This is a genomic window from Legionella quinlivanii (assembly GCF_003265995.1).
Classification (GTDB): Bacteria; Pseudomonadota; Gammaproteobacteria; order Legionellales; family Legionellaceae; genus Legionella_C; species Legionella_C quinlivanii_A.
This window is the reverse complement of sequence record NZ_MVJN01000008.1, coordinates 78,903-91,883: the sequence shown is the minus strand read 5'-3', so window position 1 is coordinate 91,883 and position 12,981 is coordinate 78,903. Positions and strand designations below refer to the sequence as shown.

Here is a 12,981-nt window from a genome sequence, read left to right as displayed (position 1 = left end):
TATGTTGGGTCGCGTTTGTATATTATTGATGGATTCTTTTGGTCTTGGCGCGAGTCAGGATGCAATCCGCTATGGTGATCAGGGCGCTGATACCTTTGGCCATATTCACGCTGCCTGTGCCGAGGGGCAAGCCGACCGCGAAAATGTTCGTCAGGGTCCATTGATGCTTCCTAATCTGGCACGCCTGGGACTCTATCATGCTGCTTTGGCAAGTACCGGTATTCCCCGCATTGATTTGAGCACTCTGGATGAACCTCAAGGCTATTATGGTTATGCGGTGGAACAGAGTCTGGGTAAAGATACACCCAGCGGACATTGGGAGCTGGCAGGGGTTCCTGTTTTATTTGAATGGGGCTATTTTCCAGATACCCCAAACTGTTTCCCCGAAAAATTGATCGCTGATTTTATCAGAGAAACCAAAATCGCCGGGGTACTGGGGCTTAAACATGCGAGCGGCACCCACATTATTGATGAATTGGGTGAAGCGCATATTCTTAGCAATCAGCCAATTGTTTATACCTCCGCTGACAGCGTGTTCCAGATTGCGGCCCATGAAGATTATTTTGGTTTGGACAGGCTGTACGAAATTTGCGAAGTGGCAAGGCGCCTGGTGGATGAGTACCAGATTGGCCGAGTGATTGCACGCCCCTTTATCGGCAAGCCGGGAGCGTTCACTCGAACGGGAAATCGTAAAGATTACGCTACATTGCCGCCGGCACCCACCTTACTGGATAAGCTCAAAGCAAATAATCGGGAAGTGATTGCAATCGGAAAAGTAGCTGATATTTATGCCCATCAGGGTTTAACTCAAACCATTAAAGCTGACGGCAACATGGCCCTGTTCGATGCAACTCTGAAGGCTATGAATACAGCACCATCGGGTAGTCTGGTCTTTACAAATTTTGTTGATTTTGATTCTTCTTTTGGACACCGTCGCGATGTCATTGGGTATGCACGGGCTCTCGAAGCGTTTGATGCGCGCCTGCCTGAACTTCTGTCGATATTGCAACCAGACGATTTGGTCGTAATAGCGGCAGATCATGGTTGCGATCCCACCCAGCCGGGTTCTGATCATACCCGCGAACATATTCCGGTTCTCGCTTTTGGCAAGAATACTCCCAGCTGCTTTATTGGCAGAAGAGACAGCTTTGCTGATATTGGACAAAGTATTGCCGAATATCTCGCAATTGAGCCACTGGAAAACGGCGTCTCTTTTCTTAAGACAGTAGCCCCTGACAATGTATCCTGAGCGCTTTAATCAATATTGTAATGGACTTGTTAATCGACTGACCTCTCTTCGCAAATCAATCCTCTATATTCTTTGGTCGGCAAACAGGCCCCTAAAGGCTTATGAGATTCTTGAATTGCTGCTGGAAACGAAAATTAATGCGCAGCCGCCTACCGTCTACAGGGTGCTGGATTATTTCGTTTTTGCAGGATTAGTGCACAAAGTAGAGTCGATACAGTGTTATACCCTTTGCCAGCAGCCAGAGCAGCATTTGCCATCCGAACTCTTAATGGTCTGTAATCACTGCCATCAGGTGCAGGAAGTGTATGATAACCAGCTCAGGCAATTATTCAAACAGATCACTGAAAATTCTCATTTCAACCTGGGGCAAGCAGCTATTGAATTGAAAGGCCTCTGCCAGCTCTGCGAAGAAAAGGGCTGCATGACTTGCCAGCCTGATTGAGCAGCACCGCCTGAGGCTCACAAAAAATATTTCAATATCTATTGAAAATGACTAATCAATCCCCATTTGACAGCTTTGACTTTAAAAAAGAGGAATCAGCCTTGGAGCAATATCGCGGTACTACGATTCTTTCGGTACGACGAGGGAATAAAGTAATAATTGGGGGCGACGGTCAAGTGACACTGGGTAACACGGTGATGAAGGGCAATGCCCGTAAAGTACGCCGTATATATAAAGACAAGGTGATCGCGGGCTTCGCTGGCGGTACGGCAGATGCCTTCACTTTATTTGAACGATTTGAACGCAAACTTGAGATGCATCAGGGTCATTTGGTTCGAGCGGCAGTTGAACTGGCAAAAGACTGGCGAACCGATAAAATGCTGCGCCGTCTGGAAGCCCTGCTGGCTGTTGCCGATCATAAGGCTTCTCTGATTATTACCGGAAATGGTGATGTGATTGAACCGGAGGCACATGGACTCATTGCAATTGGTTCCGGAGGTCCATTCGCTCAGTCTGCCGCACGCGCTTTGCTTGAAAACACCGAATTATCAGCCCGGGAAATCGTGGAAAAAAGTCTGCAAATTGCAGGTGAGATTTGTATCTACACCAACCATAATTTAACCATTGAAGAATTGGATAGTGAGCATGAGTAATACTATGATGACTCCACGTGAGATCGTACAGGAGTTAGATCGATATATTATTGGTCAGGATGAAGCCAAAAGAGCAGTAGCAATTGCCTTACGGAATCGCTGGCGGCGCATGCAGATTCAGGATGATTCATTGCGCAATGAAATTATGCCTAAAAATATTCTGATGATTGGTCCAACTGGCGTTGGTAAAACTGAAATTGCACGACGCCTGGCCAAACTGGCGCAAGCACCCTTTATCAAAGTAGAAGCTACCAAGTTTACTGAAGTAGGCTATGTTGGGCGTGATGTCGATTCAATTATCAGAGATTTGGCTGATATCGCTATTAAGCAGGAACGCGAAAACGCGATGCGAAAAGTAGAGCATCTGGCAGAGGATGCGGCTGAAGAGCGTGTACTGGATGCCTTGCTTCCTGCAGCTCGTGGTGCCACGTTCGCCAGCGAAAAAGAGAACTCAACCCGGCAGGTTTTTCGTAAACAGCTGAGGGAAGGTAAGCTCGATGATAATGAAATTGAAATAGAAATCGCTTCTTCACCCGTAGGCATTGAGATTATGGCCCCTCCGGGTATGGAAGAAATGACCAGCCAGCTGCAATCGATGTTTCAGCAAGTGGGAGGCAACGGCCGGACTAAAACCCGTAAAATGATCATTTCCAAAGCCATGAAAATTTTGCGTGAAGAAGAGGCGGCAAAGTTAATCAATGAAGATGATATAAAGCTACGGGCTATTGAAAAGGTCGAACAGCACGGCATTGTGTTTATTGATGAGCTGGATAAAGTGGCCCAGCGCGCAGACACTGGAATGAGCAGTTCTGTTTCCAGAGAAGGGGTTCAGCGGGATCTCCTGCCTTTGGTGGAGGGTTCTACTGTCTCAACCAAATATGGAATGATTAAGTCGGATCACATTTTATTTATTGCTTCCGGTGCATTCCATGTCGCGAAACCTTCGGATTTGATTGCTGAACTTCAGGGACGTCTGCCCATTCGTGTGGAGCTGTCGGCATTAAGCGTGGAAGATTTCGTCCGTATTCTTACTGAGCCAAGCGCATCATTAACCGAGCAGTATTCAGCATTAATGGCTACTGAAGGATTAACGCTGACCTTCGGCGATAGCGGTATTCGCCGTATTGCTGAAGTGGCCTGGAAAGTGAATGAACGTACTGAAAACATTGGCGCCCGCCGTCTCTATACGGTTATGGAACGTCTTTTAGAGGTTATTTCATTTGAGGCAACGGATAAATCAGGTGAATCGGTTCACATTGATGCAGCCTACGTTGAAAAGCACTTGGGTAAACTGGTTGATGATGAGGATTTGGCTCGATATATTTTATAAGTTGGTTGCGATGCCTATTGATTAAATAGACAGCGCAATTTAATGCTATAGAATTATGACACTAGCTATTCCTCGGACTATAATCCTATAAAGGATTGAATATTAGATGCGTATTGATGAGTGTTTACCAGAGAAATCCCCCTCCTAAAGTTGGGATGGACTAGGTACTGAAATTAGTTACAGAATTTTGTCATTCCCGCGAAGGCGGGAATCCATTTCGCAATAGACACTGGAGCTTGCTCAGAGATGGATCCCCGCCTTCGCGGGGATGACAGTATAATATGCGAATGAGCCTTACTTAATAGCCGTGAGGGCTAGTGTGCGCTCTCTTACTTTCCCCAGGGAGAGAGGATTTTAAGTTGACGCTTATGTATTGCTTTTGGGAATATCACCCGGTTAATGAGTTCTCACAGAATTTAAGAGAATCATAGCCATTACATTTAAAGAATTGTTGTATTTGTTCCGCGGTATGGCTTATAAGGATCTGAAAGAATGCCAATTCCTTTCATATTGTTGGTAGAGGATAATTTAATTGCTTTGACCACAATTCAAAGTTTAGCCAAGCAAAGCCAGTGCCGCTGGCTATCTGCCGATAATGCTGAACTGGCGTTTAGTTTGGCTACCGAAAATCAATTTGATCTGATCATCACTGATTTGGGATTACCTGATTTTTCCGGCCTGGAGCTGGCAACCAGGATCAGAGACTGGGAAGTTTTAAATAATAAAAAACCTGTTCCTATAATTGGGCTCACTGTTCATGCCATGAATGAAGAAGCGCTCTCGGCAGGAATGAATGATTTATTTATGAAACCGCTGACGAAGGCCGATTTTCAAAAATTACTGGCTGATTATGTGAGCAAATAGCCGCTTGTTATATTGTATTTTAATTCATCTTCAGGCGTTTGTGCTTCTATACTAAAATCATACACACGATTTGTGAGATGTATCATGGCAAGACCCCCTCATTCCAAATGGCTTAAAATCAAAGAACAGACAGAAGCAGAAAATAATCATTCTCCGGTGGATACCGACGCTGAAATAAAAAGCAGATTTCTTGATACGCAAGCGGGCAGCCCTGTTGATACGACAGAAGAGCTGGATGCCCAGGAAAATAATTTAGGGCCTGAGGATAGCCGGATTGAAACAGCTGAAGAATCATCTTTTACCATTAAGCCTTGAAAACTAATCGATAGTTTACCCCTGCTCAAAAACTGAATTTATGATATCCTGTCCTGGTTAAAAAAGAGGAAGATTAAATGGTTTTTATATTTACTGTTACAACAAAAGATTATGCTCGTGATGAGTTTATTCATTCATTTGAAATGATGAAATCAGTTCCCGGATTCCAAAGTATTGAACTGTACCAGGACTGTTCCAACATCAATAAATTTACCTGTGTCGAATATTGGGATAGTCATGAAAGCCATGCGCAACATGTGAAAGAAATTCCTGATGAAATCAGAGATCAATGGCTTAATCTTCTGGAAGAACTTCCACAGGGTCAGTTCTGTAAAAAAATTACAGAAATAAGCATTTAACAGGATGCCTGTCCCGCGACTTTTTTAATTGATTACACATGATCCCGGGCCCCCCTGAGCCCGGACTCTTTTCTCACATGGGTACATTCATCTTATTCAATGAAGCCACATTGAATAAGATGGTTCTGATTTTTGAAAATTCCTCTCTATATCACCAATAATGTGGGTTAATTGATTCCTCTTATCTATACTCAAATAGTTTCTCGTTGTCAGATCTGCGTATAAAGTTTTAATTTCATTATAAGTCGCTGTATTTTTAATATTTCTTATAGAAGAGCTTTCTTTAAGAATAACTTTCATCATGGTCATCAGTTTAAAATAGTTTAATTTGTCGATTCTATTTTGGAAGTTAGAGCTATCGCCAAATAGCTCAATCGCTTTATGAAGGCTAATCAATAAGAATATCGGAGTGCTATTTTTTGAGGACACTTTAAAAAAAGAGCTTGTATAAAAAACACATTGATTTATTCTGGAAAAAACTAATTCATAAATTTTAAACGATTGTTTGAAAAACTGTGCTGTTACTCGAGAATTACATTTCGTTTTAAGCGCGCATAAGGCCGCTTGTAAATAGTCTTCCGCAAGCTCTAATAAAGCCCTTTCAATTTCATTTTTTAATCGACCGGGATTGTGGAATGTTAAAGCCTCTTCTAATAAAGACTGTTTAATATAATAATCATTTTCTCCAATAAGCTTGCCTTTTTGGTCAAATTTCTGAGATAGTTTTATTTTTTGCGATAGACTGAATTTAAATTCTGCCAGTCGGTGTCTAAAATTTGTTGGCATTTTAGTGAGTTCATTAAACAAGTCGAATAGCCGCTTTCCTTCCTCCAAAATTTGATCCTCTGCAACTATTGATGAATCTTCAATTAAACGTTTAATTTTCTCTTCCTCATAAAATTCAGCGCAATCAATTTTTCTAATTCTTTCCGAATATTCTTCTTGAATAGATTTCGTTTGAGCCGAAATTAATTCTTTAAGATTTTGAGTATAAGCATTCCATTCAATTGATGTAATTTCGCCTTCATTTACTTGTATACATTCCAAAAAAGCGTCCACCCTTTTGATACCCTCATTTACTCCTTGCCCCAGGCGAAAATCGGGTTCAAATAATGCGTCACCTATGGGAATAATAGCAGGACAACAGGGAGTAGCTTCCCGAAAGAAAGGTTCAATTTTTTTTGGATTGACATCAAACTCTTGTTTGCGAGGTTTCTTTTTATATTTTCTTGCAGGAGGTAAGTCTTTAAATCGTAAATCGGGTTGTAAGGTTTCACAGGCAAGTAATTCTCTGACCCATTCATCATTAAATTCTTCCGGCATGTTTGCCGGCTTTTCAGCACAGAGAATAACCTTGTTTTTTTGAAAAATGAAACGATGAACCTCGGGGGTGGCAAACGTTGGCCAACCGTATTTTTTGTAAACCTCGTAAAAAGCCAGCTTTCGCTTTAGTTTCTCAGATATTGTCAATTCAGGCTGAAACAGGCTCATGATACCTCGCTTAAGGGTAATACGTTCCACACTTTCAGCATCCATTACAACTTGAGTTTGATAATGCCTGCGCAGAGGGTTATAACTCACATCAGAAACAATGAATTGAGGACTGTTTTCTTTCTTATTGATGTCAGTTACAACAACTCGTTTGGAACCACTTGCATCAAACAGTAAGTCACATGTCTCGAGTGTCTGTTTATTTTCCTTATCGACAATAATTATATTTTTCGCGTCTGACACTTGATAAAAGCTTTGATGTATAAACTGAATGTTAAGTGATACTGCATATTGATAAAGTTCTCTCTCTAATTCCTTTAGATGATTATTAGCAATATGGATATCACTTGAGCGATGAACAAATAAGTGGTGATTTATTTTATCTGAAATATTCTCAAAGGTTTGGATGGTAACTTGTCCTGGTCGTGTATAGACTCCCTCGCGTTTACCTATCAGCTTTACATTTTTAACGCCAAGCTGGGTTAAACGTATAGCAAGATATAAACCGATTGGCCCATCGCCCGCAATGCAAATAGTTTTAAACATTGATATAAGTATAAATAAACTGAATTTATGATTATCCAGTAATTAATGGAGCTCAATCAACCTTCACTTCCCAGATTCTCTGGCGCAGTGAGCACAACAATAAAACTCGCCGTTCGCTTCTATTCCGTGTCCTATTATTTTACAGGAACAATGCTTGCATTCAGGGGCTAATTCCTGAATAGCGCATTCAAAGCAGTCAAAAGTATAGTGATTGCCATTTTGCTGGATAACCAAAGGATTCTGATAAGCATTTCCACATACTTGACAGGTAGACATAACGATCTCCTTATCGGTGTCTCATTCTTTAACTATAGTCTTATTTGAGACCAATCAGAATCGGATGATCTCAGTTTGCTATAATTTAATAAGGATTGTATTCATTAGGGAGATTACCATGCCACGTGGAGATAAATCAAAATATACGGCCAAACAAAAACGCAAAGCCGAACATATTGAAGACAGTTATGAGAAAAAAGGCGTCTCTCATAAAGAGGCCGAAGAACGAGCCTGGCGCACTGTCAATAAACAGGATGGCGGTGGAGAGAAGAAGTAGGCGATGACCTTGGCCCAATGTACGGCTTTACGATGCCACGTACCGTGACTTCCCAGCCATGTCGTCTTTGCGAACGTAGTGAAGCAATCCAGATCGAAACTTGCTCGGGGGGAGACGCTGGATTGCTTCACTACGTTCGCAAAGACGGTTTTTGTGCCCCTATATTCAATTTATCAATGCGCAGTTATTCGTCGATTTTTTTGGAAAAGGCCATTGCTATCTCATTACTGTCAGCATTCGTATACAAATCTCTCAGGGATAGAGACAGTGTCGATTTTAACTCGTTGTCCGCTTCGCTAAACACCTTGGCCCAAGGCTGCCAGTCATCATGTTTCAATTCATTCTGTACCGGCAGCTGAAAGGGTAATTGCTGGCTAAGCCAATAAAGCGAAACATCACTTAAATCACGGCTTAAATGATAGGTCTCATCGTTGTCAGGGTGAATCAGCTTTAAATTTTCCAGAATTTCAATCATTTTACCAATGTCTACCGCATAAGGTCTTACACTGGCTTCGGTTAGTTCTGCCAATGTTAATCCTTTACCTCGCTTTTGTGCTTCCCATAAAAGCTTAAGCCACAGTAAGGCATGGAGAAAGCCTGGTAGTGCCGTGCCGGTTCGTCTTTGATGATGCACAGCCAATGCATAGGAAATTTCCGCACCCAATAAAGTAATAATCCATACCCAGTATATCCAGACAAAAAAGATGGGAACGGTGGCAAAAGCACCATAAAGCAGCTGATAGGTATTGTAGCGCCCCAGATAATAGGCAAAAGCCTGCTTTGCTGATTCAAATAAAATAGTTGCGAATAATGCGCCCCAAAACCCGTGGCGAAATTGCACAGGTCGATTAGGTACGACCACATACAAAAACGTAAAACCGGTTAATGATAGAAAAAAAGGTAAATAATTGAATAAAAAAGAAGGGGTAAATGGGGTCTTCATTAAGGGAAGAGAAAAAAGATAGGAGCTGGCAGCCAGACTTAAGCCTAAAAAGACTGGTGCAAGCGACAAGATAGCCCAGTAAAGTAAAAACGCCGAAACACCATGGCGAGAGCAATTCACTCGCCAGATTTTATTCATCGCCTTTTCAATAGTCACCATCACTAATAGCGCAGTTACTATGAGAAAAATGACTCCCCATACCGGTAATTTTGAAACTTGCGCGGTAAATTGCTGAATATAGGTCTGTATAACCGCACCGGTAGCGGGGACGAAATTATCGAAAATGAAATTCTGCAGGGGCTGGATAAGGCCCTGAAATACCGGAAATGATGACAAGATGGATAAACCAACGGTCATTAATGGAACGATCGCTAAAAGACTGGTAAATGCTAATGCAGACGCTCGATAGGTGCAGTCATCTTCAAAAAAATGATCCACCACAAAATAGACAAAACGTTTGCTGGTTTCATAACGGTTTTTCAGCCAGATTTTCAAGTCCATTCGTTCGCACTGTCCTTTATAGTTTTTATACCTATTGTATCATCGATACCGTTGAGAGTGTTCATCAAACTGTGTCATGCCATGTCATGCCCAGTCATCTCGAACGCAGTGAGAGATTTCCGAATGCTGGCACAAACCAAGATTTGGGAGATCTCTCACTGCGTTCGAGATGACGGCGTGCCTCATGCTGTCTGACTGATTTGTTTCAGCTGCTTTCTCGAGGATAATCTAAACATTAGTATTAATCCCAACAAATACACAAAGCCCGCCACAAAACAAAAAAAGCCAAAATGAAGATTATTATGCTCTACATAGACATGATTAGCTATCTCCACGCCAATCGCCTGAGCACACATACTGATTAAACTGATCATTGCATATGCTGTTCCTTTTGCAACCGGCGTGCAGAATAACACATAGCGGTTTAATGGTGCCTGCAGTACGCCCAATGCAAATCCATAAATCACAAGGCCTGGCATTAACCAGATGTAACTTGAGGAGAATAGTATTGGAAGTAAATAACAAAGTAATAAACCCAAACTGAAAATCAGGGAACCATTAATAATAATTTGTCTGACAGATTGATGATGGGTGAGCCTGCGCAGATAAAAGTTACCGGCGATTCCGGCACTAAAGATAGGTAATTGCCAGAGTGCATACTGGACAACGCTTAGTTTAGCATCCGTAACTAAAATGATCGGCGAGATGGCAATCCAGGCAATACAGGGAATTGCCAGAATACCTGAGGCAATCGCACCGATCATGAATTCACTGTTGGTTAGTAACCTGAAATAGTTTCCTGCGATTACACGAGGCGCCAACGAAATTTTTGGTATCAGCTCACCGTCTTTTTTCCGAGCCCCCACTGATTCCGGCATAAAATAGTTCAGACCAAGCAGGGCAATAAAAGTAAAGAATGCGATCAGCAGAAAAATGCCTCGCCAGTGAAATAACAGGATGAAGGCGGCACCAGCCAGCGGCCCAATAAGAGGAGCCAGAGAGGCAACATTGGATAGAACAGCGATTAAACGAATAGCATCCATTTCGGCAAAAATTTCCTGCAGAGTGGCATAGCCCACCACCGCAATAAAACATAAGCCCATCCCCTGAAAATAGCGGGCGATCAAAAACTGGGTCATTGAGTGTGAGCCGGCAATGAGTAATGTAAAAATTCCAAACAAAGCGACTCCGACGAGCATGACCGGGCGTCTGCCGAAGGCATCCGAAAGTGGGCCTAAAAAAAGCTGCAGACTGGCTCCACCCAGGATATACACGGTTAAAGACGTAGCGATGGCTGCTTCTGAACCATTAAATGATGAAACCACCTGGATCATTCCTGGCATGATCATATCATTGGCAATGTAGGTCAGGAATTGGTACAGAACAAGGAAACCTGCAAAGTATAAAGCCTGTTTCCGGGAAATATTAATTAAAGGCTGTGACATGGCAATCAACATAAACAAAAGAGAGCATTCATAGATGGTGTTACCAATAGCCGCCAGTCATCCAGGCCCGACTGCTGATTTTCACAAATGGGCAGAGTACTTTGTAGAGCGAATGAATAGTCTCGAAAAAAGTTCACTTATTATACATTGCTTTTTAATAGATGGCTATCCGTCAAACTTCTTGCTAATATAGAGGCTCATCAGTTCTCCTGACTGTTGTCCTCTTTTTGGTTGGCTAAGAAAATGAACAACTAACTTCATATTATGCCCTGGTGCATATCAAAGTACCTGACGCTTCAATGTCGGGATTGTTACAAGAATGTAGCGCTCCTGTTCTCTCATGTTGCTATTAATATTTCAGCGGGTTATGAGAGTGCTTTATTAGGATTGAATTATGACTAAGCAAAAATCACTGACGGCAATTCTGCCTTTGTTTTTGGTATTATTTATCGATGGAATGGGGCTGGGTTTATTATTTCCCATATTAAATGCCATCATTATTGAGCCAGGATCGGGCTTTCTACCAGCTTCTCTCAGCGAAGGTATGCGCGATTTTTATTACGGACTGACCATTGGCATCTTTATGCTCTGCTGGTTTTTTGGCGCGGCAGTGTTGGGTGATCTTTCTGATAATGTCGGGCGTAAAAAATCATTGATGATCTGTCTGGTAGGGGCTTTCCTGGGCTATTTGCTATCGGCAATCGCAATTATGTACAGCAGTTTCTGGGCCTTGATTCTCGGCAGAATGATTGCAGGATTTACGGCTGGCAGTCAGCCTATTGCGCAGGCTGCGATTGTTGATGTCAGTTCCGAGGATAACAAGGCAAGAAATATCGGCTGGATCCTCCTGGCGGTTTCCCTGGGATTCGTGCTTGGCCCTGTTTTTGGAGGTCTTCTTTCAGACTCCCGTCTGGTAAGCTGGTTTAATTTTTCCACACCGATGTATTTTGCTGCGGCGATCTCGCTGTTTAACGCGATTATTCTGGCGTTTTCCTTTAAAGAAACCTTCACCGCAGGCAATGAGAAAATTAATATCCGCTGGCATCATTCCATCAATATTATTATTTCAGCCTTTAAACATCCCAAAATTGCCAAATATTCGGTGGTACTTCTGATCATGATTTTTGGCTGGAGTAACTATTTTTCATTCATCCCCATGTATCTTTTCCAGTATTACCATTATTCAGTAATGGAAAATTCCTTTTTCCTGGCATTCATGGGACTTGGATTTAGTATTGGCTGCGGCTATATTGTTGATTTTTGCACCAGGCGCTTTGAATATAACCGGGTAGTGATTATTGGGTTATTGATAACTGCTTCGCAAGTGTTGATTATGCTATTGGCCGGCGAAGCCTGGGTTGCATGGACGGCTACTTTTATTATCGGTATTAGCCTGTCAGTCGCATACTCAGTGCTTTTGACTATTTTTTCTCATCTGGTAAGTGCCAGAGAGCAGGGTTGGGTTATGGGCGTTACCGGCTCGATTATGGCCTTATGCTTTGGCCTGACCTCTCTTTTCACCGGGATGATAGCGCAGGTAGGTGCCAGTTTACCCATGCTTCTGGCGGTAGGCGGGTTGACGTTTAGTGCCTGGGTGCTCTGGATTGTCAAATCGACCATTCGAATAGCATCTCCTGTGCATTCCTCTGCTCAGGAACTCAGAGAGGAATTTCTATGATGAAACAAAAACCCTATATTTTGATTTTATATTACTCACGCAAAGGGGCCACCGCGCAATTGGCGAAATACATTGCCAGAGGCGTTGAAAGCATTGAAGGGATTGAGGCCCGCCTGCGAACTGTTCCAGCCGTCTCGCCGGCCTGTGAGGCGACAGCTCCTCCGGTTCCAGAGGAAGGAGCTCCCTATGCCAGTCTCGAAGACTTGCAGCATTGCAGCGGTCTGGCTTTGGGAAGTCCTACTCGTTTCGGGAATATGGCGGCACCGCTTAAGTATTTTCTTGATTCAAGCACTGCATTATGGCTTTCAGGTGCTTTAGTGGATAAACCAGCCTGTGTATTTACTTCCACCGGCTCCATGCATGGCGGCCAGGAGACGACATTAATCAGTATGATGATGCCTTTGCTGCATCATGGCATGATAATTTTAGGGATCCCTTATACGGAAGCGGCGCTTAACACAACTCAATCCGGAGGTTCTCCCTATGGCGCTTCTCATGTGGCGGGACTCGATAATCAAAGTCCCTTAACTGAAGATGAAATCGTTCTGGCTCGCCGCCTCGGACAGCGATTGGCTCAAGCGGCTTTGAGACAGTTCCCTGAGCTATAGGGAC

14 protein-coding genes are annotated in these 12,981 nt (G+C 42.9%); 10 read left to right on the top strand and 4 right to left on the bottom strand.

Features of this window, described 5'->3' with window-relative positions; all coding sequences use genetic code 11:
- Nucleotide 1 precedes the first annotated feature (1 nt).
- The 7 genes from B1207_RS11360 (at nt 2) to B1207_RS11330 (ending at nt 5,212) form a co-directional block, all read left to right on the top strand.
- Nucleotides 2–1,249 carry a phosphopentomutase gene (locus B1207_RS11360; RefSeq protein WP_112220081.1) on the top strand — a complete coding sequence of 416 codons (1,248 nt, stop codon included), beginning with the start codon at nt 2–4 and terminating at the stop codon, nt 1,247–1,249.
- Nucleotides 1,239–1,691, top strand: a complete 453-nt coding sequence (locus tag B1207_RS11355) for a Fur family transcriptional regulator (protein WP_112220080.1) — start codon at nt 1,239–1,241, stop codon at nt 1,689–1,691. The genes B1207_RS11360 and B1207_RS11355 overlap by 11 nt, the downstream gene beginning before the upstream one ends.
- A gap of 101 nt (nt 1,692–1,792) precedes the next feature.
- Nucleotides 1,793–2,344 (top strand): ATP-dependent protease subunit HslV, encoded by a 552-nt coding sequence (gene hslV / locus B1207_RS11350; protein ID WP_112220188.1) that lies wholly within the window; start codon nt 1,793–1,795, stop codon nt 2,342–2,344.
- A complete protein-coding gene (hslU, locus tag B1207_RS11345; protein ID WP_253255846.1) occupies nt 2,337–3,674 on the top strand; it encodes an ATP-dependent protease ATPase subunit HslU in 1,338 nt (445 codons plus the stop codon). The genes hslV and hslU overlap by 8 nt, the downstream gene beginning before the upstream one ends.
- A 492-nt stretch (nt 3,675–4,166) precedes the next feature.
- Nucleotides 4,167–4,538: a response regulator gene (locus B1207_RS11340; RefSeq protein ID WP_112220079.1), complete on the top strand. Its 372-nt coding sequence runs from the start codon at nt 4,167–4,169 to the stop codon at nt 4,536–4,538.
- An 84-nt stretch (nt 4,539–4,622) separates the two neighbouring features.
- Complete coding sequence (locus B1207_RS11335) at nt 4,623–4,853, top strand: hypothetical protein (RefSeq protein ID WP_233011570.1); 231 nt, start codon at nt 4,623–4,625, stop codon at nt 4,851–4,853.
- A gap of 77 nt (nt 4,854–4,930) precedes the next feature.
- A complete protein-coding gene (locus tag B1207_RS11330; RefSeq protein WP_112220078.1) occupies nt 4,931–5,212 on the top strand; it encodes an antibiotic biosynthesis monooxygenase family protein in 282 nt (93 codons plus the stop codon).
- A gap of 96 nt (nt 5,213–5,308) precedes the next feature.
- On the opposite strand, the gene B1207_RS11325 is transcribed toward B1207_RS11330, so the two are convergent.
- Nucleotides 5,309–7,249 carry a hypothetical protein gene (locus B1207_RS11325; RefSeq protein WP_112220077.1) on the bottom strand — a complete coding sequence of 647 codons (1,941 nt, stop codon included), beginning with the start codon at nt 7,247–7,249 and terminating at the stop codon, nt 5,309–5,311.
- Between the two features lie 63 nt (nt 7,250–7,312).
- The gene (locus B1207_RS11320) at nt 7,313–7,525 is read right to left on the bottom strand and encodes a hypothetical protein (RefSeq protein ID WP_112220076.1); all 213 of its coding nucleotides are present in this window, start codon (nt 7,523–7,525) and stop codon (nt 7,313–7,315) included.
- 118 nt (nt 7,526–7,643) lie between these two features.
- On the opposite strand from B1207_RS11320, the gene B1207_RS15980 reads away from it, so the two are divergent.
- Nucleotides 7,644–7,802: a hypothetical protein gene (locus B1207_RS15980; RefSeq protein ID WP_058507838.1), complete on the top strand. Its 159-nt coding sequence runs from the start codon at nt 7,644–7,646 to the stop codon at nt 7,800–7,802.
- 184 nt (nt 7,803–7,986) lie between these two features.
- On the opposite strand, the gene B1207_RS11315 is transcribed toward B1207_RS15980, so the two are convergent.
- Nucleotides 7,987–9,246: a YihY family inner membrane protein gene (locus B1207_RS11315; RefSeq protein WP_112220075.1), complete on the bottom strand. Its 1,260-nt coding sequence runs from the start codon at nt 9,244–9,246 to the stop codon at nt 7,987–7,989.
- A gap of 182 nt (nt 9,247–9,428) precedes the next feature.
- The gene (locus B1207_RS11310; protein ID WP_112220185.1) at nt 9,429–10,691 is read right to left on the bottom strand and encodes an MdfA family multidrug efflux MFS transporter; all 1,263 of its coding nucleotides are present in this window, start codon (nt 10,689–10,691) and stop codon (nt 9,429–9,431) included.
- Nucleotides 10,692–11,085: 394 nt separating this feature from the next.
- On the opposite strand from B1207_RS11310, the gene B1207_RS11305 reads away from it, so the two are divergent.
- Both B1207_RS11305 and wrbA read left to right on the top strand, forming a co-directional pair.
- A complete protein-coding gene (locus B1207_RS11305) occupies nt 11,086–12,369 on the top strand; it encodes an MFS transporter (RefSeq protein WP_112220074.1) in 1,284 nt (427 codons plus the stop codon).
- Nucleotides 12,369–12,977, top strand: a complete 609-nt coding sequence (wrbA, locus tag B1207_RS11300) for an NAD(P)H:quinone oxidoreductase (protein ID WP_112220184.1) — start codon at nt 12,369–12,371, stop codon at nt 12,975–12,977. The genes B1207_RS11305 and wrbA overlap by 1 nt, the downstream gene beginning before the upstream one ends.
- Nucleotides 12,978–12,981 lie beyond the last annotated feature (4 nt).